The 24,021-nt window shown below is 69.7% G+C and carries 24 protein-coding genes and 1 pseudogene; 10 read left to right on the top strand and 15 right to left on the bottom strand.

The genetic code is table 11. The features are described from left to right. Positions 1 to 78: 78 nt before the first annotated feature. The 5 genes from ASD69_RS12940 to ASD69_RS12925 all read left to right on the top strand — a co-directional run bounded on the left by ASD69_RS12940 (position 79) and on the right by ASD69_RS12925 (position 3,890). Complete coding sequence (locus tag ASD69_RS12940) at positions 79 to 762, top strand: glutathione S-transferase family protein (protein WP_056178483.1); 684 nt, start codon at positions 79 to 81, stop codon at positions 760 to 762. A gap of 103 nt (positions 763 to 865) precedes the next feature. Next, positions 866 to 1,702, top strand: coding sequence for an AraC family transcriptional regulator (locus tag ASD69_RS12935; RefSeq protein ID WP_056178480.1), 837 nt, complete (start codon positions 866 to 868; stop codon positions 1,700 to 1,702). Positions 1,703 to 1,799: 97 nt separating this feature from the next. Continuing rightward, positions 1,800 to 1,937: a hypothetical protein gene (locus ASD69_RS22490; protein WP_175488926.1), complete on the top strand. Its 138-nt coding sequence runs from the start codon at positions 1,800 to 1,802 to the stop codon at positions 1,935 to 1,937. After that, entirely contained in the window at positions 1,934 to 2,827 is an 894-nt protein-coding gene (locus ASD69_RS12930) for an alpha/beta hydrolase (protein ID WP_056178477.1), read from the top strand. Before ASD69_RS22490 ends, ASD69_RS12930 begins: the two co-directional genes overlap by 4 nt. A gap of 52 nt (positions 2,828 to 2,879) precedes the next feature. Then, entirely contained in the window at positions 2,880 to 3,890 is a 1,011-nt protein-coding gene (locus ASD69_RS12925; RefSeq protein WP_056178474.1) for a saccharopine dehydrogenase NADP-binding domain-containing protein, read from the top strand. 41 nt (positions 3,891 to 3,931) lie between these two features. Here the strand turns inward: ASD69_RS12925 and ASD69_RS12920 are convergent, their stop codons facing one another. Both ASD69_RS12920 and ASD69_RS12915 read right to left on the bottom strand, forming a co-directional pair. After that, on the bottom strand, positions 3,932 to 4,846 hold the full coding sequence (locus tag ASD69_RS12920; RefSeq protein ID WP_056178471.1) for a hypothetical protein: 915 nt from the start codon (positions 4,844 to 4,846) through the stop codon (positions 3,932 to 3,934). Between the two features lie 61 nt (positions 4,847 to 4,907). Further along, positions 4,908 to 5,429 (bottom strand): hypothetical protein, encoded by a 522-nt coding sequence (locus ASD69_RS12915; RefSeq protein WP_056178468.1) that lies wholly within the window; start codon positions 5,427 to 5,429, stop codon positions 4,908 to 4,910. A 148-nt stretch (positions 5,430 to 5,577) separates the two neighbouring features. Here ASD69_RS12915 and ASD69_RS12910 point away from each other — a divergent pair, with 148 nt between their 5' ends. Continuing rightward, positions 5,578 to 6,492 (top strand): sterol desaturase family protein, encoded by a 915-nt coding sequence (locus tag ASD69_RS12910; RefSeq protein ID WP_056178465.1) that lies wholly within the window; start codon positions 5,578 to 5,580, stop codon positions 6,490 to 6,492. Between the two features lie 130 nt (positions 6,493 to 6,622). Then, complete coding sequence (locus ASD69_RS12905; RefSeq protein WP_056178462.1) at positions 6,623 to 7,708, top strand: serine hydrolase; 1,086 nt, start codon at positions 6,623 to 6,625, stop codon at positions 7,706 to 7,708. 1 nt (position 7,709) lies between these two features. On the opposite strand, the gene ASD69_RS12900 is transcribed toward ASD69_RS12905, so the two are convergent. The 6 genes from ASD69_RS12900 to lexA all read right to left on the bottom strand — a co-directional run bounded on the left by ASD69_RS12900 (position 7,710) and on the right by lexA (position 15,867). Next, the gene (locus ASD69_RS12900) at positions 7,710 to 9,257 is read right to left on the bottom strand and encodes a winged helix-turn-helix domain-containing protein (protein WP_056178459.1); all 1,548 of its coding nucleotides are present in this window, start codon (positions 9,255 to 9,257) and stop codon (positions 7,710 to 7,712) included. Positions 9,258 to 9,367: 110 nt separating this feature from the next. Beyond that, the gene (locus tag ASD69_RS12895) at positions 9,368 to 9,964 is read right to left on the bottom strand and encodes an alpha-ketoglutarate-dependent dioxygenase AlkB (RefSeq protein WP_056178456.1); all 597 of its coding nucleotides are present in this window, start codon (positions 9,962 to 9,964) and stop codon (positions 9,368 to 9,370) included. Positions 9,965 to 9,972: 8 nt separating this feature from the next. Continuing rightward, positions 9,973 to 13,215, bottom strand: a complete 3,243-nt coding sequence (locus ASD69_RS12890; RefSeq protein ID WP_056178453.1) for an error-prone DNA polymerase — start codon at positions 13,213 to 13,215, stop codon at positions 9,973 to 9,975. After that, on the bottom strand, positions 13,212 to 14,630 hold the full coding sequence (locus ASD69_RS12885; RefSeq protein ID WP_056178450.1) for a DNA polymerase Y family protein: 1,419 nt from the start codon (positions 14,628 to 14,630) through the stop codon (positions 13,212 to 13,214). The genes ASD69_RS12890 and ASD69_RS12885 overlap by 4 nt, the downstream gene beginning before the upstream one ends. Before the next feature lie 9 nt (positions 14,631 to 14,639). After that, positions 14,640 to 15,266: a translesion DNA synthesis-associated protein ImuA gene (gene imuA, locus ASD69_RS12880; RefSeq protein ID WP_056178447.1), complete on the bottom strand. Its 627-nt coding sequence runs from the start codon at positions 15,264 to 15,266 to the stop codon at positions 14,640 to 14,642. Between the two features lies 1 nt (position 15,267). Further along, on the bottom strand, positions 15,268 to 15,867 hold the full coding sequence (lexA, locus tag ASD69_RS12875) for a transcriptional repressor LexA (RefSeq protein ID WP_056179902.1): 600 nt from the start codon (positions 15,865 to 15,867) through the stop codon (positions 15,268 to 15,270). 11 nt (positions 15,868 to 15,878) lie between these two features. Here lexA and ASD69_RS21975 point away from each other — a divergent pair, with 11 nt between their 5' ends. Next, positions 15,879 to 16,079: a hypothetical protein gene (locus ASD69_RS21975; protein ID WP_157499184.1), complete on the top strand. Its 201-nt coding sequence runs from the start codon at positions 15,879 to 15,881 to the stop codon at positions 16,077 to 16,079. Between the two features lie 200 nt (positions 16,080 to 16,279). Beyond that, positions 16,280 to 16,567 (top strand): hypothetical protein, encoded by a 288-nt coding sequence (locus ASD69_RS12870; RefSeq protein WP_056178444.1) that lies wholly within the window; start codon positions 16,280 to 16,282, stop codon positions 16,565 to 16,567. A gap of 25 nt (positions 16,568 to 16,592) precedes the next feature. Here the strand turns inward: ASD69_RS12870 and ASD69_RS12865 are convergent, their stop codons facing one another. The 6 genes and pseudogenes from ASD69_RS12865 to ASD69_RS12845 all read right to left on the bottom strand — a co-directional run bounded on the left by ASD69_RS12865 (position 16,593) and on the right by ASD69_RS12845 (position 21,923). Further along, on the bottom strand, positions 16,593 to 16,940 hold the full coding sequence (locus tag ASD69_RS12865; RefSeq protein ID WP_056179899.1) for a gamma-glutamylcyclotransferase family protein: 348 nt from the start codon (positions 16,938 to 16,940) through the stop codon (positions 16,593 to 16,595). Between the two features lie 162 nt (positions 16,941 to 17,102). Further along, entirely contained in the window at positions 17,103 to 18,404 is a 1,302-nt protein-coding gene (locus tag ASD69_RS12860; protein ID WP_056178441.1) for a HAMP domain-containing sensor histidine kinase, read from the bottom strand. Then, the gene (locus tag ASD69_RS12855) at positions 18,401 to 18,856 is read right to left on the bottom strand and encodes a response regulator transcription factor (protein ID WP_304438367.1); all 456 of its coding nucleotides are present in this window, start codon (positions 18,854 to 18,856) and stop codon (positions 18,401 to 18,403) included. The genes ASD69_RS12860 and ASD69_RS12855 overlap by 4 nt, the downstream gene beginning before the upstream one ends. Before the next feature lie 76 nt (positions 18,857 to 18,932). Then, positions 18,933 to 19,088: pseudogene (locus ASD69_RS22940) on the bottom strand (response regulator); the annotation flags it as partial. Position 19,089: 1 nt separating this feature from the next. Next, positions 19,090 to 20,232: a type 1 glutamine amidotransferase domain-containing protein gene (locus ASD69_RS12850; RefSeq protein ID WP_056178438.1), complete on the bottom strand. Its 1,143-nt coding sequence runs from the start codon at positions 20,230 to 20,232 to the stop codon at positions 19,090 to 19,092. Positions 20,233 to 20,372: 140 nt separating this feature from the next. Then, on the bottom strand, positions 20,373 to 21,923 hold the full coding sequence (locus tag ASD69_RS12845) for a serine hydrolase domain-containing protein (RefSeq protein ID WP_162250652.1): 1,551 nt from the start codon (positions 21,921 to 21,923) through the stop codon (positions 20,373 to 20,375). A 223-nt stretch (positions 21,924 to 22,146) separates the two neighbouring features. On the opposite strand from ASD69_RS12845, the gene ASD69_RS12840 reads away from it, so the two are divergent. Beyond that, positions 22,147 to 22,581 carry a VOC family protein gene (locus ASD69_RS12840; RefSeq protein WP_056178432.1) on the top strand — a complete coding sequence of 145 codons (435 nt, stop codon included), beginning with the start codon at positions 22,147 to 22,149 and terminating at the stop codon, positions 22,579 to 22,581. A gap of 37 nt (positions 22,582 to 22,618) precedes the next feature. Here the strand turns inward: ASD69_RS12840 and ASD69_RS12835 are convergent, their stop codons facing one another. After that, positions 22,619 to 23,932 carry an MFS transporter gene (locus ASD69_RS12835; RefSeq protein ID WP_056178429.1) on the bottom strand — a complete coding sequence of 438 codons (1,314 nt, stop codon included), beginning with the start codon at positions 23,930 to 23,932 and terminating at the stop codon, positions 22,619 to 22,621. Positions 23,933 to 24,021: the final 89 nt, after the last annotated feature.

Raw genomic sequence — 24,021 nt, 5'->3', positions numbered from 1 at the left:
CGCCCTGACTTTGGGCACGGCTGCGTCGCGGCCGCCATGGGGCTAACCTGAAGACCGCCCCCGATCGAGGAAGCCGCGATGGCGCTCGTGCTGTACCAGCATCCCCTGGCCTCGTTCTGCCACAAGGTCCTGATCGCGCTGTACGAGAACGGCACCGCGTTCGAGCCGCGTTTGATCGAACGCGCGGCCGCAGACGAGCACGCCCGCTTCCTCGACCTGTGGCCGGTCGGCAAGATGCCGGTGCTGCGCGACGAAGCGCGCGACGCGACGGTACCCGAGACCAGCATCATCATCGAGTACCTGGACCGGCATTACCCGGGGCCGCAACCGTTGTTGCCCGTCGATCCAGCCGCCAACCTGGACGCGCGCCTGTGGGACCGATTCTTCGATCTGTACGTGAGCGTGCCGATGCAGAAGATCGTGCTGGATCGGCTGCGCGGCGACGGCGAACGCGACCCGTGCGGCGTAGCCGACGCCCACGCCAGTCTCGCCATCGCCTACGGCATGGTCGAACGCCGCATGGCCGGCAGGGTCTGGGCCGCCGGCGACAGCTTCGGCCTGGCCGACTGCGCGGCCGCGCCGGCCTTGTTCTATGCCGGCATCGTGAGCCCGTTCGGCGAGGCCTATCCGCAGCTCGGCGCCTACTTCGAACGCCTGCTGCAGCGCCCCTCCTACGCGCGCGTGCTGAACGAGGCGCGGCCCTACTTCACCCTGTTCCCCTACTACGAGCGCATGCCGGCGCGGTTCCTGGCCGAGGACTAGATGCGCGCGGGCGCCGACGCGCCATGACCTCGCAGGTCATGGCCGGCGCGGCCTGCCCTGTCTATCATCGGCATGAAAGCCCGAACCTGGCCGCAGCAACGCGATGTCGGATTTCGCAGTCGCCCGATTGTTCGACAGCGGCACCCTGGCGGTGCGCGATGTGCTGTGCGGCGGCCAGTGCCGCCACCGCAGCCAGGAAGAGTGCGCCTCCTCGACCCATCTGGTGTTTCCCTATCGCGGCCTGTACCTGCGCCACGTCGGCCAGGACCAGTCGGTAGCCGACGCCAACCACGCCCTGTTGTTCAACGCCGGCGAGGGCTACCAGGTCAGCCACCCCGTCACCGGCGGCGACGCCAGCCTGGTGATCGCCCTGTCCGAACCGCTGCTGCGCGAACTGGCGCCGGCCGAACTGCTGCAAAAGCGCGACCAGCTCGGTTTCCGTCTGCAATCGCTGCGCATCGATGCACGCGCGCAGGCGCTGGTCGCCCTGCTCCGGCATAACCTGCAGCTGGGCCGCATCGAAACGCTGGAAGCCGAGAGCCTGGCCCTGACCCTGGTCTGCCGCAGCCTGGGGCCGCGCACCACCCACATCACCGCGGCGACGCATGCGCGGCGCCGTTTGGTGGATCGGGTCAAGGTGCTGCTGGCCGCCGACCTGACCCGGCGCTGGACGCTGGAAGAAATCGCGGCCGAGATCGGTGGGTCGGCGGTCTATCTGACTCAGGCCTTCCAGCAGGTCGAAGGCCTGCCGCTGTACCGCTATCACCTGCGCCTGCGCCTGGCGCGCGCGCTGGATCGGATCCCGCACAGCCAGGATATGTCGGCGCTGGCTCTGGACCTCGGTTTCTCCAGCCACAGTCACTTCACCGCCGCGTTCAAGCAGGCCTACGGCCGCACGCCCTCGGCGTTCCAGCGTTCGGCGCTGGCCAAGAGCGCCTAAGGGCGCGCCGCGCAAACAGCTAAAGAATCCGACAGCGACGCCGCCGCCGCGATGGTCTCCTGAGCGTGCCCGAACCGGGCCCCTATCGGAGAACCCCATGAACGAGAACACCTGCGCCGCTTGCGACAGCGAGCTGGACGAACACGCGATCCAGGTCACGATCGGCGGCCGTGCCGTCGAAGTGTGCTGCGAAGAATGCGCGCACAAGCTGCGCGAAGCGGAGCTGCGGCCATGAGCGGCGGTCAGCGCTATTTCGCCGACCGCCGCACGGTCGACACCGCCTCGGGCCGGATCAGCTACGTCGAACAGGGCCAAGGCCCGGTGGCGCTGTTCGTGCACGGCGTGCTGCTCAACGGCTACCTGTGGCGACATCAGCTCGCCGAGCTCGGCGATAGCCGGCGCTGCATCGCGCCGGACTTGCTCGGCCACGGCTACACCGAGGCCGGTACGGGACAGGACGCGTCGGTTACCGCCAACGCCCACATGCTGGCGCAGTTCCTCGATGCGCTGGGCATCGACCGCGTCGACCTGGTCGGCAACGACAGCGGCGGCGGCATCTGCCAGATCTTCGCCGCGCTCTACCCGCAGCGCATTCGCAGCCTGGCGCTGAGCAACTGCGATGCCCACGACAACTGGCCGCCGGAGGCGTTCAAGCCTTTCGTGGCGATGGTCGCCGCGGGCGGGCTGGGCGACACCCTGCAGGCCATGCTGGCCGACAAATCGGTGTTCCGCAGCGCGTTGGCGCCGGCGTACGAGCGCCCGGAACAGGTCAGCGACGCCACCATCGACACCTATCTGCGGCCGTTGCTGGAACCGGCGCGCCTGGGCGAGCTGGAACGCTTCGTCAACGCCTTCGACTGCCACCACACCCTGGCGATCGAGGACGGCCTGCGCCGCTTGCAGGCGCCGACCCTGATCGCCTGGGGCACCGACGACGTCTATTTCCCGCTGCAGTGGTCGTTCTGGTTGCAGCAGACCATCCCCGGCACGGTGCGGCGGGTGGAGTTCGAGGGCGCGCGCATCTTCTTCCCCGAGGAGCGTTGGCAGGACTTCAACCGCGAACTGCGCGCGCATTGGCAGGCGCATTCGGTCGAGCCGGTGCGCGCGCAGGCCGCCACGGCATGAATCGCTGCAGCGCGCATCCGCTCTCTCACGCCAGGTCACGGAGTTTCAACTGATGCACACCATCGCTGTCTACGGTGCTTACGGCCACACCGGCCGCTTCGTGATCGCCGAACTGCTCCGGCGCGGCCTGGTGCCGCGCCTGGGCGGACGCGACGCCGCCAAGTTGGCGGCGCTCGCCCAGGCCCATCCGGACCTGCAATGCCGTCAGGCGTCCATCGAGGCGCCAGCCGAGCTGGATCGACTGTTGGAAGGCGCCGCCGCGGTGATCAACTGCGCCGGCCCCTTTCTGGACACCGCGGCGCCGGTGCTGGAGGCGGCGCTGCGTGCGCGAGTGCCGTATCTGGACCTGTGCGCCGAGCAAGGCGCCGTGCTCGACTTGGTCGAACACCACGACGAGCGCGCCCGCGCCGCCGGCATCGTCGCGATACCGGCGATGGCCTTCTTCGGCGGCCTGGCCGATCTGCTGGCCACCGCCGCGCTGGACGATTGGCCCGATGCGGACGCGATCGAAATAGCGGTCGCGCTGGACAGCTGGCACCCGACCGCGGGCACGCGCATCACCGGCCAGCGCAATCAGCGCGCGCGGCTGGTGATCGCCGATGGCGAACTGTCGCCGCTGGCGCAGCCGCCGGCGACGCGCGACTGGACCTTCCCGGCGCCTTTCGGCGTCCAGTCCACCGTCGCGTTGCCGTTCTCGGAGATCGCCACCCTGTCGCGCCATGTGCGCAGTACGCGGGTGGATTCGTACATGAACCTGACCGCGATCCAGGACGTGCGCGATCCGCACACGCCGCCGCCGACCGCCGCGGATGCGAGCGGACATTCGGCGCAGCGCTATGCGGTCGATGTGCGCGTGCATCGCCAAGGCCGCAGCCATCGTGCGTTCGCGCAAGGGCGCGACATCTATGCGGTCAGCGCGCCGTTGATCGTCGAGGCCTTGGTACGGATCCTCGACGGTCGCGCGCACGCGGTGGGTGTGGTCGCACCGGGTCAGACCTTCGACGCGGCGGCGTTCCTGAGCGCGTTGCCGGCGCTGCAATGGACGCTGGAGGTCGAGGCCTGAGGGCTAAGGACGGCGGACCCGCAGGCTCCGCCGTCCCCCACTCAGTAGAACGCGATGCCCGGACGCAGGATCAGATGGAAGATCAGCGTCAAGGCGATCAAGGCCAGCAACGGCACCGCGATCGAACGCACCGGCGTGGTTTCGCCGGCGCGCGCGGGAATCGCGAACCAGGCCGCGGCCTGCATCCACCACAGGCCGATCACGTACTCGGCCACCGGCACGATCGCAACCTGGTCCAGGCTGCCCGGCACCCGCATCGCGATGATCAAGGGCAAGGCCAGCAAGCCCGGCAGGGTCGCGACGCGAAACACGAAGCCCGCGCGCCGGCCCGGCGTGGCGACCTCATCGGCTTGCGCGGCCAGGCTGAGCAGCGGGCGCAGCAGGCGCACCGCGATCCACACGATCAAAGCCATCGCCAGCAAGGCGGCGACGGTCTTGGTCGCCGCGCTCCACTGCAGGTACTCCATCGCCATGCCGACGTCGTTGCCGGGAAAGATCGCGCCGACCACGAACTGCGGCAGGGCCTGATAGCAGCCGTGGAAGACCATCCACAGCGCGAACATCCGCCACAGCGCCGAACGCGGCGGGCAGCGCTTGAGCCAGTAGGCGCAGAGCGCGGCCAGGATCAGGGTCGCCAGCGCGCCCGTACCCTGGAACAGCTTGGCCAGCGGGTTGTCGCCGTCCCAGTTGTGATTGTTGTGGAACAGGGTCGGCCGCAAGCCCGGCGTGAACGCCTTGGGCAGGACCAGGAACAGTTCCTGCACGAAGAAGATCAGGCTGAAGCTCAAGGCGTACAGCAGCATCGAGGCCAGGATCAGCTTCCAGTCCCAGGCCGGCGACGGCGAGGCCGCGCGCGCTTGTCCGCGACTGCGCAAGACGCCCCACAAACCCAGCAGCACGGGACCGCCCAGGGCGAAGGACGGAGCGAAGACGGACAAGAAACCGGTAGAGGTCATTGCGAGCGAGCGTGGCGGGGATCAGGCGCGAGTGTAGGGCCTTCGCGGCCGCGCGAACGGCTCAGCGCCGAAATTCGTAGAGCACGTCTTCGCGCAGACCTTCCAGCAGCTCCTCGCTCAACATCGGCAAGGGCAGGCTTTCGCGCGCGGACAGCACGATGTCGGCGTCGAGGGCGCCGCTGTAGTGATGCATCAGCAGTCCCATCTGCGTGTTCTTGGTCTGGGTCAGCATGTCGCGGATGAAGGCCAGCCACGGCGCCGTGGATTCGACGACGCGCTGCGCACGCTTGTCCTGTTGCTGGGCGAGCGCGCGCTCGATCTTGGCCTCGCTCCAACCTTTGCGGCGCAGGCGCTGGATCGCCTCGTCCATATCCTTGGCGCGCTCGCGCAGGCGCCGGCCGATCGGCACGTCGCAGTCGCAATGCCCGGGCGTGGTCAGGTAATGACGCAGGCCGGGACCGATCTGGCGGTCGATGCTGGGATTGGATATCGGCAGCAGACGGCGCCCATGCCGTTGCGCGATCGCCGCCAAGGCGGCGTGGTCGGCGTCGGTGGGCAGGGTGGCGGTGATGAAGCGGCACATGGCCGCAGTTTAGGCGAAGCCGAACCTGGCGTTCGGCGACCATCCCAGCCATCGCCGCGGGTGGGATCAGGGCCTTCCGGCACAAGACCGCGCGGGCCGCGGGGCCTATAAACAGCGCAGACGTCACCGATGCCGACAGGAGTCCCGCATGCCGCCGTCCAGCTCCGCTCCCCAACCGCGCCTGACCGCCTGGGTCGAACGCGGCGCGCAGCCGGCGATCCTGGCCGGCGCCTTGCTGCTGTGGTGGAGCCTGCTGCCCAGCGGGGCGGCGAGCCTGATCGTGCTGATCGCAGCGCTGTTGGCGGCCAGCGCCTTGGAGGCCTGGATGCCGGCGATGCCCGAGTGGCGACAAAGCCTGGGCACGCGCCTGCGCCTGATCGGGGTGTACGCGCTCGCGTTGGCGCTGTCGGTGCTGCTGCTGGGCGCCTACGAAGCGGTGCTGGGGCCGGCGCTGAGCGGATTGCGCGCCGGCATCGGCGCCGCACTGTGGCCCGAGACCTGGCCCCTGCCGCTGCAGGCGGCGCTGCTGTTCTTCGCCTCCGACCTGATCTATTACTGGATTCACCGCGCCATCCACCGCTGGCCGCTGCTGTGGCGCCTGAGCGGGCACGGCTTCCACCACGGCTTCCACAACCTGCACGCGCTCAATGTCGGCACCAACCATCCCTTCGAGGTGGTGTTCCTGATCCTGCCGCTGGTGCTGCTGGCCGCCGCCACCGGCGCACCGGAACGGGCGGTGGAGGCCGCGGGCATCGTGCTGATGGTCAACGCGGTGCTGGCGCACGCCAACCTGCGCATGCACACGCCGGGCCTGTCCTGGCTGATCACCAGCGCCGACCACCACCGCCGCCACCACTCGCTGGTGTTCGAGCAGAGCAACAGCAACTACGCCTGCAACGCGATCGTCTGGGACCGCCTGTTCGGTACCTACAGCCAGGGCCCGGTCGCCCAGACCGGGATCGGTCCCAACGAGCCGGGCCTGTGGCGCATGTACCTGCTGCCGTTCCGCGAACCGGTCGATGCCGACACGGTGTCGTCGCGCCGACACGCGCCGCCCGACTGAGGTCGACGGGCGCCGCGCAAGCGTCGCAAGGCCCGTCGCAGCGCGGTTTCATAATTCTTCACTCGCCGATCAGGCACTTCAGACGGTTTCCCGCTGTGATCGCGGCTCCTTCCGCCGATGAGAGCCGATCATGTCCCTGCACCGCCTGCTGCTGTTGCTCGCCCTAGCCAGTCCCGCCGCGTACGCCGCCGACGACGGCTGGCCCGACGCGCGCCCCAGCGAGAGCGCGTTCGACCCGGTGCCGCTGAAGGCGCTGGACGCCCGCCTGAGCGACGGCCGCCTCAAGCAGCTGACCAGCGTGATGGCGGTCCAGCGCGGCCAGCCCGTGTATGAGCGCTACTTCAACGGCGCCGACGCCCAGACCCTGCACGACGTGCGCTCGGCGACCAAGAGCGTGACCGCGCTGCTGGCCGGCGCGGCCATCGATCGCGGCCTGCTGCCGGGCGTGCAGGACCGCGTCTACGACCGCTTCCCGGAGTTCACCGCCGCCCATCGCGTCGACCCGCGCCTGCGCGCGACCACCCTGGCCGATCTGCTGACCATGAGCTCGCTGTGGGAATGCGACGACGAGAATCCGTTCTCCAGCGGCAACGAGGAGCGCATGTACGTGACCGAGCGCTGGCTGGACTTCGCCCTGGCGCTGCCGGTGAAGGGCTACGCGCCGTGGATGCGCAAGCCGGCCGACAGCCCGCACGGGCGCGCCTTCGCCTACTGCACCGCCGGTTCCTTCGTGGTCGGCGCGGTGGTCGAACGCGCGACCGGTCAGCCGCTGTCCGAGTTCGCCGCGCAGGCCCTGGAACGGCCGCTGGGCATCGTGCGCAGCCAGTGGAACCGTTCGCCCGAGGGCATCGGCATGGGCGGCGGCGGTACCCGCTACCGCACCCGCGACCTGGCCAAGTTCGGTCAGCTGGTGGTCGACCAAGGCCGCTGGCAGGGCAAGCAGGTGATCTCGGCCTCCTACATCGCCGCCATGACCAGCGTGCAAGCCCAGGCCAACGACGAATCCGAGTACGGCTACCAGTGGTGGCGCATGCACTTCCAGGTCGGCGGCCGCGACGTCGCCGCCTGGGCCATGTCCGGCAACGGCGGCAACTATGTGTTCGTGGTACCGGAGCGGCAGTTGGTGGTAACCATCACCAGCAGCGCCTACAACCAGCGCGACGGCCACACCCAGTCGCGCGAGATCTTCCGCGAGCTGTTAGCCGCGTTGCGCTGACTCAGGGCAGGTCGGCCGGCTTCCAGTCGGCCGACGCCACCCGCGCGCGCTGGGCCGCGAGGTCGGCATCGATGCGCGCCAGCACGCGTGCGTAGCCGGGATTGCCGTGCAAGGCGCGGAACAAGGGCGAGGCCTGCAGGTAGGCGCGGTCGCGATAGCCCGCGCCGACCGCCTCGTCCAGCGCGGCCACGGCCGCGGCCGGCTGCCGCCGCCCCAGTTCCAGCAAGGCCAGCTCCAGGTACAGGCTGGGCCAGGGCGCCGGTTGCGCCGACTTCGGACGCAGCTCGGCGATGCGCTGCGCGATCCATTGCGGGCTCGGCGCGGGTTCGGCGTAGAGCCCGTCGACGGTGATCCCCAGCGATCCCTGCGGGCGCAGGCGCCGCGCCTGCGCGAACGCGAGGCGCGCGGCCGCGCGATCGCCGCGTTGCAGGGCCAGCTCGCCTTGCAGCAGATACAGCTCAGGATGCGGCGTGCCGCGCGTCAGCGCTTCGTTCAAGGCGCTGGCCGCTTCGTCGTAGCGGCCGGCGCCGAACAGGCTGCGCGGCCAGGCGATATTGGAGAACACATTGTCGGGGAACAGGCGGAAATTAGCCTGGTGGCGGCGGCGCGCGGCTTCGGCGAAACCCAGCAGCTCCAGTTCGCGCGCGACCTGGACGTCGCGGAAACGCACCCGCGCCGGATCGCCGCGCAGTTGCATGTTGCCGCGCAGGGCGTCGGCGATCTTGCCCTGCTCCTGATACAGATAGGCCAGCGAGGCGCGGGTGTGGTCGTCGTCCGGGTCCAGGCGCAAGGCGCGCTCGTAGCCGGCCACGGCCTGGCCGATATCGCCCAGGCAATCGTGCGCATAGCCCAAGGCGCTCCAGGCCGCCGCGCTGCCGGCATCGCGGCGCAGCAACTGCCGGGCCAGGCGCAGCCCGCGCTCGGCATCGTCGCGGCCGCCGTTGTAGAGGCAGGTGCGCGCGCTGGACAGACGGCTCAGCCCCAGCAACGCCGTCGCATCGTCCGGATCGGCGGCCAAGGCTTGTTGGTACAGCGCGATCGCGCGTTCGTTGTTGTCGGCCTGGCCGATGCCGGCGTAGTAGGCCGCTCGCGCCAGCAACGGCGAGCGCGGCCGCTCGTGGTTCGCCCGCCACCACAGCGCCGCGCCCACGCCGATCAATGCCAATGCCGCGAGCCCGGCCCACAGCCAGCGCCGCGTTCGCCGCGTCGGCGCCTGCGGCGCGGTCTCGGCCTCCGCCAGCAGCCGCGGCGGCGCGCACAGCTGATAGCCCTGCCCGCGCACCGAACGGATGTAGCGCGGCGCGCGGCTGTCGTCGCCCAGGGCCTGGCGCAGCAGCTTGATGCGCTGGGTGATGGTTTCCTCGCTGACCACCGCCGGCGCCCAGACCTCGCTGGCCAGTTGATCGAAACCCAGCACGCGGTCGCCGTGCGAGAGCAGGCAGGCGAACAGGCGGAAGCTGAGCCCGGACACGTCCAAGGCCACGCCCTCGCGCTCCACGCGTTGGCGTTGCAGATCGATGCTCAGGTCCAGCAATTGCAGTCGGGACACGGCGATACGAGGCAGCGGAGGGAACGCGCACCAGGGCGCGGCGTCCGCGATGCTACACGGGCGCGCGACCGCGTAGTCGCGTCGACCGTGCTTTCGCCCGCCCCGGCGCGCTAGCCCGGCGGCCGCACGCGGAACACCACGCTGATGCGCGGCCCCTGCGCGCGCCGGGTCTTGGGGATGCCGTGCTCGTGGCTGAGCTGGGAGGCGTGGCTCATGCTGAGCAGGCTGCCCGGGGCCAGGTCCACCGCGATCGTCTCGCGCGCGCCGCGCTGGGCGCGGATCAGCATGCGCCGCGGCGCGCCCAGCGAGACCAGGGTGATGGGATGGCCGCGCAACAGGGTGTGCAGCTTGTCGTGGTGCATGGCCACGCTGTCGTGGCCGTCGCGGTACAGGTTCATGCCGATGCGGTTGTACGGCGCCGGCACCCGGGCGCGCACCTGCTGCAACATCCGCGCCAGCGGCAATGCGTCGGGCAGCTCGTCGGTGGCATAGTGGGCGAGCAGGCGCGGCACGTCGACGATGCGGTCGTACATGGGGCGCTGCAGATGCGTCCAGGCCGCGCGCGCATGCAGCGCCTCGAACCAGACCCGCGCGGTCGCGGCATCGACGAAGCCGGGCCAATAGCGCACCCCGCCTTCGGCGTCGTCCACCAGGGTCTGGCAGTCGGGCGCGAACAGGTCGTCGGCGTAGTCGCACAGGGCTTTCATGGCCGACCTCAATGGAAATCGCGCGAGCTGGTCTGCAGCTCGCCGAGCAGATGGCTCAGGTCCTGCAGCTCGCGCGCGATCAGATGGCGCACGCCGTCGACCTGCTCCCAGCGCCCGCGCACCGCCAGCAGACGCGCGCCCAGCAGGGCCTTGCGCGACCGCAGCGCCACGTCCTGCCACACCACCACGTTGACCGAGCCGTGCTCGTCCTCGAGGGTGACGAAGATGGTGCCGCCGGCCGTGGCCGGGCGTTGGCGCTGGGTGACGATGCCGGCCGCATGCACGCCGCGCCCGTGCCGCTGCGCGCTCAGCTGCTGCGAGTCCATCACCCGCAGCTGCTGCAGGCGCTGGCGCAGCAAAGCCAGCGGATGCGCGCGCAGGCTCAGGCCGACCGCGCGGTAGTCGGAGGCCACGTCCTCGCCCTGGGTCGGCGCCGGCAATTCGATGAGGTCCTCGTCCGGGCTGTCGGGCAGCAGCGGACGCTGACGCTCGATCCCCGCCACCGCCCAGCGCGCGGCATGGCGATGCCCGGCCAGGCTCTGCAAGGCGCCGGCCTCGGCCAGGGCGTGGCGCGCCTTCTCGTCCAGGCCGGCGCGCAGGCACAGGTCGCGCACGTCGGTGAACGGCGCCTGCGCGCGCGCGGCCACCAGCGCAAGCGCCATCGTTTTCGACAGGCCGCCGATCTGGCGCAGGCCCAGGCGCAGCGCCGCTTGGCGGCCACCGTCCTCGCCGATGCGCAGCTCGCCGCCCTCCAGCGTGTTGTCCCAATCGCTGCGGCTCACGTCGACCGGGCGCACTTCCACGCCGATGCGGCCGCCGCGCCCACGGCGCGCGTCCTGCACGATTTCGCTGGGCGAGTAGAAGCCCATCGGCTGCGCGTTGAGCAAAGCGCAGACGAAGGCCGCCGGCTCGTGTCGCTTCATCCAGCAGCTGATGTAGACCAGCTTGGCGAACGAGGCCGCATGGCTCTGCGGGAAACCGTAGGAACCGAAGCCCTTGATCTGCTCGAAGATCTGCTCGATGAAGGCGGAGGAATACCCCTTGCCCTCCATCAGCTCGCGGATGCGCTCGCGATGCGGTTCCATGTCGCCGCCGCGGCCCCAGGCCGCCATCGAACGGCGCAGATGATCCGCCTCGTGCGGCTCGTAACCGGCGTGGATCACCAGCTCCATCACCTGCTCCTGGAACAGCGGAATGCCCAGGGTCGGGCCAAGGATGTCCTCGATCCCGGCCGAGGGATACTCCACTTTCTCCTTGCCCTGCCGCCGCCGCAGATAGGGATGCACCATGCCGCCCTGGATCGGACCGGGCCGCACGATCGCAACCTCCACCACCAGGTCGTAGAAGTTTTTGGGCTTCAGGCGCGGCAGCATGCTCATCTGCGCGCGCGATTCGATCTGGAACACGCCGACCGTGTCGGCGGCCTGGATCAGTTCGTAAGTCGGACCGTCGCCGGCCGGCAGATGCGCGATGTCCAGGCGATAGCCGCGATGGCGTTCGATCAGGTCCACGGCCTTGCGGATGCAGGTCAGCATGCCCAGCGCCAGGCAGTCGACCTTGAGCAGCTTCATGGTCTCCAGGTCGTCCTTGTCCCACTGGATGATGGTGCGCTCGTCCATGGCCGCGTTCTCCACCGGCACCACCGTGCTCAGGGCCGCATCGCTGATGACGAAGCCGCCGACGTGCTGCGAGAGATGGCGGGGATGCCCGCGCAGTTGCGCGGTCACCGCCAGCACGCGCCGGATCAGCGGATTGTCCGGATCGAAGCCGGCCTCGCCCAGGCGCTGCTCCATCGGCGTCTCGCCGTTGCCCCAGCCGTAGCATTCGGCGAGCAGCGCGATCTGGTCCGGCGGCAAGCCGAAGGCCTTGGCCACGTCGCGCACCGCGCTCTTGCCGCGGTAGCGGATCACGGTGGCGGCCAGGGCGGCGCGCTCGCGGCCATATTTGGCGTACACGTACTGCAGCACTTCCTCGCGCCGCTCGTGCTCGAAGTCGACGTCGATGTCGGGCGGCTCGCCGCGCTCCTCGGACAGGAAACGCGCCATCAGCAAACGGCTCTCGGCCGGATTCACCGCGGTGATGCCCAGCGCGTAGCACACCGCCGAATTGGCCGAGGACCCGCGCCCCTGGCACAGGATGTTGAGCGAGCGAGCGTAGCGCACGATGTCCTCCACGGTCAGGAAGAAGGCCTCGTACTTGAGCTTGGCGATCAGTTCCAGCTCGCCGTCGATCTGCGCGACGACCTGCGCCGGCGCGCCTTCCGGCCAGCGCTGGCGCATGCCGGCCTCGGTCAGGGCGCGCAGCCAGGTGGTGGGCGTATGCCCGTCCGGCACTAGTTCGGCCGGATAGTCGTAGCGCACCTGATCCATGCGGAAGCGGCAGCGACGCGCGAGCCCGACGGCGGCGGCCAGCAACTGCGGCGGATAAATGTTGCCCAGCGCGCGGCGCGTGCGCAGGTGGCGCTCGCCGTTGCGGAACAGCTGCGCGCCGCAATCGGCCAGCGGCGTGTTGTGGCGGATCGCGGTCATGGTGTCCTGCAGCACGCGCTGGCGACGCAGGTCCATGTGCACGTCGCCGCTGGCCAGCGCCACCAGCCGCAGCTGCGCCGCCAGCGCCATCAAGGTCTGCAGGCGCGCGACATCGTCGTCCTCGCGGCGCAGTTCCACCGCCAGAAACGCGCGCTCGCCGAGCAGGGCGCGCAGCCAGCCTCCCTGCTCGGCGTCCGGCACCGACGCCGGCAGCCACAGCGCGAACACGCCCGCCTCGGTATCGCCCAGCACCTGCTGCAGGTCCTGCCGGGTCAGGCGGTAGGCGCCTTTGGGCGCGGCACGCCGCGCGATGGTGATCAGCCGGCACAGTTGGGTGTAGCCGTCCTGGGTTTCCACCAGCAGCACCAGCTTCAGCCCGCACTCCAGCGTGAACTCGCTGCCCACCACCAGATCCAGGCCGGTCGCGCGCGAGGCCTCGTAGGCGCGCACGATCCCGGCCAGCGAGCATTCGTCAGTGATCGCCAACGCCTCGTAGCCGCAGTGCAGCGCGCGCGCGAACAGGTCCTCGGCGCTGGACGCGCCGCGCAGGAAGGAGAAGTCCGACAGGCAATGCAGCTCGGCGTAGGCGGGCAGATCGTCGGCGCTGTCGGTGTCGTCGTTGGCGGCCTGCAGGCGCAGCCGCTGCGCGACTTCCCAGGCGCGCGGCGGACGCCCGCCCGGCGTATCGCGGTCGACGCCGTTCACCGCATCGTCCCAGCTCATGCGAACCACCCGTGCAGCATCCAACCCTCGCGCTCGCCCGGCGCCGCATAGGCCCAGGCGCGCTGGCCCTGGCCGGTCTCCAGCACGTAGTAATCGCGCCGCGCATCGGCGCCGTCCCACCAGCCGCTTTCCAGGCGCTCGGGGCCGGACAGGATGCGCGGCTGCGGATCGCGCAGCGGCACGGGCTGCGGCAGCAGCCACAGCGGGCGAGGCGGACGCGCGGGCGCCGCGCCGATGCGGGTCTCGTCGCCGTCCACGCGTCGCCAGGCCCGCTCCGGGCGCGGATCGCCGGCCGGCGCCACCCGATACACCGCCTCGTCGCCCAGGCGCGCGCGCATGCGTTCGCGCAGTTGCGGCCAGGGCTGGGTCTGTTGCGCGCGCAGATCGAACAGATCGCGCGAGGCCGGCACGAACGGCGGCAGTTCGCGCGCGAGCAAACGCAGCGCCACCACCGGCTGCGCGATCCGGACCCGCTCCAGACGATTGCGGGTGAGCTCGAACAGCATCGCCGGCTCGCGCTCCGACGCCAGCAGGCCGACCTCGACGTCGGTGTGCGCGCCTTCGTGCTCCAGGCGCAGCACGAAGCGCTGCACGCCGCCGTCGCGGATCGACAGATAGGTGCACAGATCGCCGAGCAGACGCCGCAGCGGAAACAGCAGCGCCATGTGGCTTTCCACTTCGTAGCCCAACTCCACCCGCGCATCGAAATGGTCCGGCGGCGCGTAGTAGCTCAACGGGTCGTCGGCCTGCCCGTACAAGCGATCCAGATGCTCCAGCAGCGGCAGACCGAAGCGGCGGCGCAGGCTGTCGCGCGGCAGCGCGCGCAAGGCGCGCAGGTCGCGCACGCCCATACGCTGCAGGCGCTCGCCGTCGCCCTCGGGCAGGCGCGCGCGCCGCACCGGCACGCGGTCCAGGTAGTCCGTCATCGCGCCGGGATGCGGCAGGGCCAGACCGTCGCTGAGACCGGCCAGCACGTGCGCCGCGCGCGCGGTCGGCGCCAGGGCGATGCGATGGCTGAAGCCCAACGCGGCAAGTTCTTCGCGCAGCCGCGCCTCGATGCGCGGCCACGGCCCCAGCAAGCGGAAACTGGCGCGCACCTCCAGCACGATGCAGCCCGGCCATTGCGCGCTGACCAGCGAACTGTGGCGGTAGGCCCAGGCGGCCAGGAAACGCTGCCAGCGCGCCTCGGCCTGCGGCTCGTATTCCACCATCGCGAAATCCGGCAGCAAGGCATGCGCGGCGGTCAGGCGCATGCCTGCGCGCAGGCCGGCCTCGGCGGCGCGGGTATTGACCGCATGCAGGCTGCGCAGCTGCGCCGGCCCGGCCACCAGGGCCAGCGGCGGGTCGGGATCAGGCAGACGCCGGAGGACGGCGTCCAGCGCCAGCTGCGGCAGCAGTATGCAGGCCCACAACATGCGTGCGTCTCACGCCGTGCCCGGTGCGTAGGTCTGCGCGGGCGCGGGACCGCCGCGGCATTTGCGCACCTGCCAGGCGCCCTGGCCGCGCGCGTCGCGCGCGTACTCCACGCGCAGCGCGGCCGGCGAGGGATTGGCCGCGTGCTTGCGATCGCGCAATGCGAAACCCAGGCAGTCGCCGCTGTCGGCGGCTACCTGCAAACGCCGCAACGCCTGCGTATCGGCCTGCAGCGGCCAGCCGATCACCGCCGCGCAGGCGCCGCTGCGCAGGCATTGCTCGAACGCCCACAGGGCATCGCGCGGACCGGCATCGACGATCTGCAACGCGGCCAGTTCCACGCCCGCGGCCTGCCAGGCCGGCGCATACGGCAGATACGGCGGCGCGATCAGCGCCACCGTGCCGCCGGCCCGGGTCGTGCGCACCAGGGTCGGCATCAACAACGACAACTCGCCCACCCCGTCGGCGGGCAACAGCAACTCGGTCAGCGCGCGTCGCGGCCAGCCGCGCTGCGGCAACAGCGCGTCCAGCGCCGCATGCCCGGTAGGCTCGCCCTCGGCGGCGATGCCGGCGCTGCGCCCGGCGTGCCACAGCGTCTGCGCGGCCAGCAGGGTTTCGATGGCGACCACGCCGCCCATCTCAGCCCAGCCGCACCAGGCCGCAGTAGACGCCTTCGATGGCGAAGTCCTGATCCGCTTCCACCACGATCGGCGCATGCGCGGGATTGCGCGGCAGCAGGCGGATCTGCCGGCGCGTGCGCTGCAGGCGCTTGATGGTCAGTTCGCCGTCGATGCGCGCGACCACGGTCTGGCCGTCGCGGGCGTCGGCGGTGCGGTGCACGCCGACCAGATCGCCGTCGAGGATGCCGTCGTCGATCATCGAATCGCCCTGCACCTTCAACAGGTAATCCGGCGCCGGCGAGAACAGGCGACGGTCCAGCCACAGTTGTTGATCCAGGCCGATGTCGGCCCCGATCGGCGCGCCCGCCGCGACCCGGCCCAGCACCGCCAGCGGCAGCACGTCGGCGCCGCCGCCGGGCAGGCGCAAGCCGCGCTTGCGGCCTGGGACCAGGGCCAGCAGGCCGTCGGCGACCAGGGCCTGTACGTGCTTCTGGGCGGCATTGCGCGAGGCGAAACCGAAGGCGGCGGCGATCTCGGCCAGGCTGGGCGCGCGCCCGGCCGCCAGCTCCCGGCGCAGGAAGGCCAGCACGGCGGCGCGTTGCGGCGGCAGGGAGTCGATCGGGTCCATAGGTGTACATTTGTACACCCATTGGTCGCCCGAGGCGAGACCCCGGCTGCGCGCCGTTCGCGATCCGCGCCCAGGCCGCCTCGATGGTCTGGAACGGCAGCGAAGACGAGGCCTATCGCTCGCTGTCCGATGCCATGGGCGACGCCCACCTGCAGCTGGTCCACTCCCTCAACAAAGACGGCAAGGCGAACGAAGCGGGCTGATCGCCCGACGGTTCTTCGATCTCGACCGGGGCGGCGCCCCGCCCTGACCCGCCCGCGCGGCGATCGTGCCGCAGGCGGGCGCTAACCCGAAGCGCGAAGCCGGCCGCCTGTATCCTTGGCGGCACGCAGTTGGATGCGCAGTCCAGTTGCAGGAAGCCTGCGCGACGCAGGCATCGCGCCGCACACGCCGCCGGGGACACATGCTTCGAATTCTTCTGCTGCTCGCCGTCTGCCTGCTGGCCGGCTGCGGCGTCACCCCGGGCATCGTCGAGCGCGACGTGCTCACCCTCTATCCGGGCTGCACGCTGGACAAGCTCAACGAGACCCGCAAGCTGGGCCGCGACGACAAGCTGGTGCTGGCCAAGTTCACCTACACCTGCAAAGACGAAACGCACCTGCGTTACGGCAACCTGGTCTACACCAAGACCATGGACACCGGCGTCACCATCTACTGCTGCGCGCGCGAAGCGACGCCGGAAGAGCTCTAACCGGCGCGGCCGAGCTCGACGACGCTCAATCGTGCTGCGCGGCCGTATCGCTCAAGCTGTAGACGTAGGCCTGCACGCGGCTGCCGTCGGCCAGCGTCGCCGTGGTCGGGACGCGCCGGTAGCCCTCGCCTTCGAACTCGTCCAGGCGCGCCCAGTGCTCGGCCAAATGATCCGAGCTGAACACCAGACCGGACACCTCGGCGCCGTCCTCGTCCAGCACGATGCCCGGAAAACCCGCCGCCGCGCCCCAGCCTTCCTGCAGCAAGGTGCCGACCACGCTCGCGGGCTCCCATCGCCCCGGAATGTCGGCCATAACGTGCGCATTGATGCGGCCCGGGGCCAGCGTTCCGTATACGAACAGTCGCTCGGTCATCGCCATCTCATGGGTTCGGAAACATCCGATTCATTGTAAATGGTCGTCGCCCTGATTCGATCCGGAGTGGCGCGAAGGAAGCGGCATGAGCCTGGAGGCGACCGTCCCGACCATGGCGGCGATCCACGCGCGCGGTTCGGACATCCTCGCAAGCGCCGGCCCTCAAGGCGTCGACGCTTCCGCATGCGACATATCGCCGCGCGTCAAAGGCAGGCGCGCGATCAACTCGTTGTCCACGGATTCGAAACGCAGACCCAGCCCGAACCGTCCGCACAGGCGATGCACGATAGTCAGCCCCAGGCCGAAGCCGTCGCTGCCGTCGCCCTTGCGAAACAACGCGACGCCTTCCTCGCTCACGGGGAAGGCGTCCTCGCGCGCGGGGTTGCGGATGAGCAGGGCGTCTTCTTCGACACCTATGCGTATCGTGCCGGCATCGGTATGGGCGAAGGCGTTGCCGACCAGGTTGGTCAGGACGATGCGTAGCACGGCCGCCGGCGCACGTACCCGCGCGCTGTCCGGCACGTCGAAGCGCAGCTGCACCGGCTTGCCGTCGAGGCGGCAGGATTGCTCCAGCACGATCTGTTCCAGCAGCGGCAGCAGGCGCAACTCGACCGCCGGGGCATCGGCGTGCTCCTCGCGCGCCAGGGTCAACAGGGTATCCACGGTTTGCTCCAGATGCATCGTGGATTCGCGGATCAGGCGCGCATGGCCGCGCGCCGCCGGGCCCAACTCGGGCTGCAGGTCCAGTTGCTCGCCGGCTGCCCGAATAACGGCCAGCGGCGTGCGCAATTCGTGGCTGGCGTCGCGGGTGAAGCCGCGTTCGCGCTCGATGAACTGGCGCAGGCGCGCGGTCATGTCCTCCAGGCCTTGAGCGACCGCACCCACTTCGTCGTCGCCGTCCGCCGACGACCAGCTCGACGGCAGACGGGCCGGGTCCAGATGGTCGACCTCGTCGGCCAGACGCGATAGGCGCCGGGTGATGCGCCGCGACACTAGGTAACCCGCGACCAGGGCCAGCGCGACGGCGATCAGCGAGGTCCACGCGAGCAGCCACAGGATGGAATCGCGCATCGGCTTCACCACCAGGCCGCGACTGACGTCGTACAGCAACCAGGCGACCTCCCCGTCCGCGCGTAAGGCTCGGACGTGATAATGGCGGCCGTCGCGCCCCGAGGCCTCCAGGCGTTGCGGTTCGCGACGCATCAGCTGCGCCACCTCCGGAGGTAGCGTGGCGAGGCTGCGATGTAGCTGGATGCGCGGGTCTCGGGTGGGGCCCCAATAGCCGGTTTCGGCTCGGCGCGCCTTCTGAAACGCGGCCTCGTCCGCGACCTGCGCGTTCAGGAACGCGTCCTCGACTTCGTAGGTGAAAACCACGGCATACAGCGAGAACACGGCCGCCACGGCCAGCGTGACGCTGGCCAGCACCAGCAGAATGCGCCGCTGCAGGCGGCGGTTCGGATTCACAGGTCCGTCTCCAGACGGTAGCCGACGCCATGCACGTTGCGCAGCATCGGCGACACGCCCGGCGGGTCGAGCTCGCGCCGCAGCAGATACAGATGCGTGCGCAGCGGATCGGACGGCGGCGACTCGTCGCCCCACAGCTGGCGCACCAGCTCCGAACGCGTGAGCGAACGCGGATAGGCCTCGGCCAGGGCGCGCAATAGGTGCAAGGCGCTCTGGTTGAGCGCCAAGATCCTGTCTCCGCGCCGGACGGCGCCGCTACGTCGATCGATCACCAGGCTGCCGATCCTCAGATCGTTCGCTTCACCGACGCGGTGGCGACGCGACAGGGCGACGCAGCGTGCGAGCAACTCGGCGCCCGAGAAGGGCTTGACCAGATAGTCGTCGGCGCCGGCATCGAAGCCCTGCAGTTTGTCGGCGACCGCATCGCGCGCCGTCAACATCAGCACCGGCACGTGGCGATCCGCGCGCGCGCAACTCCCGGCACACGCGCAGGCCGTCCAAACCGGGCAGGCCCAAATCCAGCACCAGGACGTCGGGCGGCTGGTCTAGCGCGAGTTGCAAGCCGCGACGACCATCGGCGGCGAAGTCGGCGCGATGGCCGTGGGACTCGAACAAGGTCGCCAGCGTCGCCTGCAGTGCGAGGCTGTCCTCCACCACCAACACCCTGAGACCGGAACGCGTCATCTCACTCGTCCAATCGCCGCATCAAGGCCTGAGCTTCAGGCAACTGCGGGTGGGTCGCAAGCACGCGGTCCAGCAGGCTGCGCGCCTGGTCGCGCCGACCCAGGCGCCGGTACGCTTCAGCGCGGCTGAGGCTCAGCTCCGGGGCGGTCATGTACGGCGCGGCCAAGTCCATCGCGACCAGCGCCGCGCGCACCGCCGCGTCGTCCTGGGCAAGCTGCAGTTGGTAGTGGCCGATGATGCCGATCAGTTCGGGGTGGAAGCGCGCGGGCGCGTCGGCGAGTTCGGTGACCGCGGTGGCGCTGCCCGCAAGGGCGCGTTGAAGCAGCGCAAGGCTGGCTTCGTCCCGGTCCGGTACGCGCGGCTGCGGCGTCATGCCCAGGGCACGGACCAGCGCCTCGGCGACGGCATGAGTGGAGTACGGGTTCTGGCCGGTGATCAAACGCTCGTCGACCGCCAGCATGGGCATCATCAGCGGCGCCTCCACCCAGCGCGCGCCGCGCGCGCGCAGGCCGTCCTCGAGTACGAACGGAAACGCCTGGGACCACTTCTTGCCGAACACGCTTTCCTCTTCGGCGCTGAAGCCGGTGACCCGCCTGCCCTCGATCAGCCGACGGCCATCGGCCAGGCGCACTTCGGCCAGGGCGGCGCTGCCATGGCAGACGGCGGCGACCAGGCCGCCGCGGTCGTAGACGCGCCCCAACAAGGCCGCCAGCCCCGGATGCTCGGCCAGGTCCAACATCGCGCCCTTTCCGCCCACCACGTAGACCGCGTCGTAGGCCGCCGGATCCAGCTCGTCGATACGCGCCGTGGCTTCCAATTGCGCCATGACGCCCGCATGCGCGAGCAGGCGCGCATTGGCGGCATCGCGCGCGTTGTAGGCGTCGGCTTCGACCTTGCCGCCAGCCGGGCTCGCCAATTTCACCTGCAGGCCGTTATCCACGAAGATGCCCCAAGCCTGCGCCAACTCGTCCATCTCGAAGCCCGGCCGGGTCTTGCCGCCGTCGCGGCCCGCCGAACTGAGCACGATCAGCACCGAGGGCGATGCCTTCGAGGTATCCGGTGCCGCCGGCGTCAGCGCGAGCGCGCTGCTGGGCGAGGCCGCCGCGAGGAGTAAGCAAATCCAGAGGGTGCGTCGTAGCGACATGAGGCGATCCCGCAGTGAACTAGGTAGCCCTCATTGTTCAGGCGCAATATCAAAAATTCGGCAAACGCTCGTGCCCGGGCGGCCGAGGCGTCGCCCGACGCGTATCGCCCTCTGGCTGTCCGCCGCGCTCCGACTGGCGCCTAACGCACGCGAACGAAGCGATCGTCGTTCCAATGCAAGGAATCGACGTCATCGGCGTAGCGGAAAACCTCGGGTGCGTCGAGCGGGGACTTGCCGGCGCCGAACAAGCCGGGGCTCGCCGGCGTCAAATTCAGACGCATCTCACCCAGCCGGACCTCCAAGCCGTGCGCGCCCTGCACCACCTCCAAGCTGCCCAGACGCTCGCTGCGGAACACCCCCAGATATCGGCGCGTCTCGGCCTGCGACGGCATCCATGCCCAGTCGCCCCAGATGCCGTCGGCGCGGGCTTTTTGCACACTCTCACGTCGTGCCGAGACGACACGCGCCAGGCGCGAGGGATAGTCCGCCACCGCCTTGCGCAGGCGCTCGCTTTCGCCGCCCTTGTCGGTGGATAAGCCGATAAAGGCCTTCATCAGCTCCAGTGCCAGCCCCTCGATCGCGCTATCGCTGTTCACCACCAAGGAAAAACCGGCGTCCCTCGCCGGCAGTAGCACGGTGGCCGACACCACGCCGGTGTAGCTACCGGGGTGCATCAACACGCGCTCATCCTTGTAGACGCACGAGTACCAGCCGAGACTGTATCCGTCGCACACGAACTCGCCATCCGATAGCTTCGCCTGGGCTATCGGGCGCTGGGCGCGCTCGAAGCCACGGGCCGACGGGGTTCCGGTCGGAGAATGCCGGCGCAGGTTGGCCCGCATCCAGGTCGCCATGTCGTCCGTGGAGGCGAGCAAGCCGCCTGCCGCGTGCATCAACTCGTCCGGTTTGGGCGGATACGCGATCCACGCGCTGCCGTCCCAACGATGGTTCCACACCATCCGATGCGTGGGCGCTTGCGATGAGCGGCTATGGACCTGTTCCAGTCGCAGCGGCCGCAGCACTTCCTGCCGCAACCAGTCTTTCCAATCCCGGCCGGTCCGCGTTTCCAGCGCGGCGCCGTAAATCAGGTCGCCGATGTTGGCGTAGCGGAACCCCTCTTCGCGCGCTTCGGTGTAGCGCGCGAGCATGGCCGGGTAGTCGCTCGCGGGCACGGCGCGCACGTAGGCGGTCAGGAAGTTCAAGGTATCCGTCTTCAATCGTTCCTGATGCGACAGCAGATCCGCCATCGTGATCTTGGCCGGATCCGCGGGCGCCGGCAGCACCAGTCGTGGCCAGATCTCCGCCAAACTGGTATCCAGCGGCAGCACGCCGGTCTCGTCGAGGTGGGCGGCCAACAAGGCGATGAACGATTTGGTTTGCGAAGCGATATAGAACCGCGATCCGCGATCGACCGTTCCAGGATGCCCCGCGCGCGCGACGCCCTGGACGAATCGCAGAGGAGTGGCGTCGCCGTGCACGATCAGCGCCGACACCGCGGGAAAAGAGCCCGGCGTCTTTTGGATATCCGCCAGCGCCGCGCGGATTTCATGGGCCGCCGCCCGCACGCCGGATGCGCCGTCGTCGGGCTCGCTCGCGGCCGCCACGGAGGTCGTGGCCATGGCCCACACGACACCGAAGCAAGCCCGACGCAATGCGGCGGCCCTCCCAATCCTGAACAGTCCGATATGCATGCCGCTCTCCATAGGCGTAGGGATCGACCTCCGCACAAGGCACCTCGGCTGTCGCGAACCCGGGATACGCCGGTCGCGAGATCGGTTGCAGGGCCCGAGCTTTCGGCTCAGTCGGAAAACGAACGCTGCGGCAGGGGCCACGCCCCGCGCGCAGGCGGGGTCATGCACGTCGTCTTGTCGCCACCGGTGTTAGCGTCGGCCTTCCCCCAAGCCGGAGCGCAGCATGGAAACGCAACGGATTCATCGCGGTCGCTTGATCGACCACGTTCAATTGGTGGTGAAGGACCTCAAGGCCAGTCAGGGCTTCTACGAGGCCGTATTCAAGACGCTGGACATCCCCATCGGCGGTGCCGGCGACGATTTCTTCTGGGCCGACGAGCTATGCGTGTCCACCGCCGACAGCCCGATGGCGGACGGCAAGCTGACCGGTCGCCACCATCTGGCGTTTCAGGCCAGGGATCGCGCCAGCGTGGACGAGTTCCACAAGCAGGCGCTGGCCCATGGCGGCAGCGACAACGGCGCGCCCGGCGAACGCACCTACCACCCAGGCTATTACGCGGCCTTCGTGCTCGATCCGGACGGCAACAACATCGAAGCCGTGTACCACGGCGAAGGCCGACGCAGCGCCGCTTCGATCACGGTCGACTTCGAGGCTTAGGCAGCGTCCGAATCGCGATGCTGACGCGGCGCCCGGCTCAGCTCTTGTAGTTCATCGCCCGGTTGATGCCCAGCGCGGCGAGCGTGCCGATCGCGCCCGACAACAGGTAGGCGCCCAGCCAAGCCAGGCCGAACTGCGAGCACAGGCCCAGCGCGACCAGCGGCGCGAACGCCGCGCCGATCAGCCAGGCGAGGTCGGAGGTAAGCGCGGCGCCGGTGTAGCGGTAGCGGCGGCCGAAGTTGGCGGTGACCGCGCCCGCGGCCTGGCCGTAGGACAGGCCCAGCAGCGCGAAGCCGATCAGGATGAAGGCGTCCTGGCCCAGCGAGCCGGCGCCCATCAAGGTGGGCGCGAAGCCGCTGAACATCGCGATCACGATGGCCAGGCCGCCCAGGGTGCGGGCGCGGCCGACGCGGTCGGCGATCAGGCCCGACACGATGATGCCGCCGGCGGCGATGAAGCCGCCCAGGATCTGCACCATCAGGAAGCCGACGATGGACTGATCCGAGTACAGCTTGATCCACGACAGCGGAAAGATCGTGACGATGTGGAACAGGGCGTAGCTGGCGAGCGCGGCGAACGCGCCGACCACCACGTGCTGGCCCTTGGCGCTGAACAATTCGCGGATGGGGGTGGGCTCCAGTTCGAGCTCGCCCATCTTGTCCTGGTATTCCTCGGCCACGACCAGGCGCAGGCGCGCGAACAGCGCCACCACGTTGATCGCGAATGCGACGAAGAACGGATAACGCCAGCCCCAGGTCAGCAGATCCTGTTCGCCCAAACTCGCGTACAGGAAGGCGAACACGCCGGAGGCGACGATGAAGCCGACCGGCGCGCCCAGCTGCCCCAGCATCGCGTACCAGCCGCGACGTTCCTTGGGGGTATTGAGCGCCAGCAGCGACGGCAGGCCGTCCCAGGAACCGCCCAGGGCGATGCCCTGCAGTACGCGGAAGAACGCCAGCAGCGCGATCGAAACCCAGCCCAGCGTGGCGTAACCCGGCAGGAACGCGATGCCGGCGGTGGCGGTGCCGAGCAGGAACAGGGCCACGGTCAATTTGACGCCGCGGCTCCAGCGCGTCTGGATAGCCATGAACAGCATCGTGCCCAACGGGCGCGCCAGGAACGCGAGCGCGAAGATCGCGAAGGCGTACAGCGTGCCCTGCAAGCGATCCATGAACGGGAAGAACACCGACGGGAACACCAGCGCCGAAGCGATGCCGTAGACGAAGAAGTCGAAGTATTCCGAGGCGCGCCCCACCACGACGCCGACGGCGATTTCGCCCGGGGCGACGTCGGCATGCGCCTTGACGCCGTGGTCGTGCGTGGATGCGGTGGGGCCGTGAGCGGTAGCCATCTGGAGTGCGGGAGTCGACGTCGGGCAGGGAGTGTTCGAGCCTAGACTGACAGAGCCGGGGGCCGGACGCGATAGGACAAAACGTCCAA

It is taken from the genome of Lysobacter sp. Root604, assembly GCF_001427505.1.
GTDB lineage: Bacteria > Pseudomonadota > Gammaproteobacteria > Xanthomonadales > Xanthomonadaceae > Lysobacter.
The sequence above is the reverse complement of the archived record's forward strand: the minus strand, read 5'-3'. Positions and strand labels throughout refer to the sequence as shown.

Excerpts from the sequence above, each read along its gene's own strand:
- ASD69_RS12940 (WP_056178483.1), top strand. The coding sequence starts at position 79 with ATGGCGCTCGTGCTGTACCAGCATCCCCTGGCCTCGTTCTGCCACAAG.
- ASD69_RS12935 (WP_056178480.1), top strand. The coding sequence starts at position 866 with ATGTCGGATTTCGCAGTCGCCCGATTGTTCGACAGCGGCACCCTGGCG.
- ASD69_RS22490 (WP_175488926.1), top strand. The coding sequence starts at position 1,800 with ATGAACGAGAACACCTGCGCCGCTTGCGACAGCGAGCTGGACGAACAC.
- ASD69_RS12930 (WP_056178477.1), top strand. The coding sequence starts at position 1,934 with ATGAGCGGCGGTCAGCGCTATTTCGCCGACCGCCGCACGGTCGACACC.
- ASD69_RS12925 (WP_056178474.1), top strand. The coding sequence starts at position 2,880 with ATGCACACCATCGCTGTCTACGGTGCTTACGGCCACACCGGCCGCTTC.
- ASD69_RS12920 (WP_056178471.1), bottom strand. The coding sequence starts at position 4,846 with ATGACCTCTACCGGTTTCTTGTCCGTCTTCGCTCCGTCCTTCGCCCTG.
- ASD69_RS12915 (WP_056178468.1), bottom strand. The coding sequence starts at position 5,429 with ATGTGCCGCTTCATCACCGCCACCCTGCCCACCGACGCCGACCACGCC.
- ASD69_RS12910 (WP_056178465.1), top strand. The coding sequence starts at position 5,578 with ATGCCGCCGTCCAGCTCCGCTCCCCAACCGCGCCTGACCGCCTGGGTC.
- ASD69_RS12905 (WP_056178462.1), top strand. The coding sequence starts at position 6,623 with ATGTCCCTGCACCGCCTGCTGCTGTTGCTCGCCCTAGCCAGTCCCGCC.
- ASD69_RS12895 (WP_056178456.1), bottom strand. The coding sequence starts at position 9,964 with ATGAAAGCCCTGTGCGACTACGCCGACGACCTGTTCGCGCCCGACTGC.
- ASD69_RS12890 (WP_056178453.1), bottom strand. The coding sequence starts at position 13,215 with ATGAGCTGGGACGATGCGGTGAACGGCGTCGACCGCGATACGCCGGGC.
- ASD69_RS12885 (WP_056178450.1), bottom strand. The coding sequence starts at position 14,630 with ATGTTGTGGGCCTGCATACTGCTGCCGCAGCTGGCGCTGGACGCCGTC.
- imuA (WP_056178447.1), bottom strand. The coding sequence starts at position 15,266 with ATGGGCGGCGTGGTCGCCATCGAAACCCTGCTGGCCGCGCAGACGCTG.
- ASD69_RS12870 (WP_056178444.1), top strand. The coding sequence starts at position 16,280 with ATGCTTCGAATTCTTCTGCTGCTCGCCGTCTGCCTGCTGGCCGGCTGC.
- ASD69_RS12865 (WP_056179899.1), bottom strand. The coding sequence starts at position 16,940 with ATGACCGAGCGACTGTTCGTATACGGAACGCTGGCCCCGGGCCGCATC.
- ASD69_RS12850 (WP_056178438.1), bottom strand. The coding sequence starts at position 20,232 with ATGTCGCTACGACGCACCCTCTGGATTTGCTTACTCCTCGCGGCGGCC.
- ASD69_RS12845 (WP_162250652.1), bottom strand. The coding sequence starts at position 21,923 with ATGCATATCGGACTGTTCAGGATTGGGAGGGCCGCCGCATTGCGTCGG.
- ASD69_RS12840 (WP_056178432.1), top strand. The coding sequence starts at position 22,147 with ATGGAAACGCAACGGATTCATCGCGGTCGCTTGATCGACCACGTTCAA.
- ASD69_RS12835 (WP_056178429.1), bottom strand. The coding sequence starts at position 23,932 with ATGGCTACCGCTCACGGCCCCACCGCATCCACGCACGACCACGGCGTC.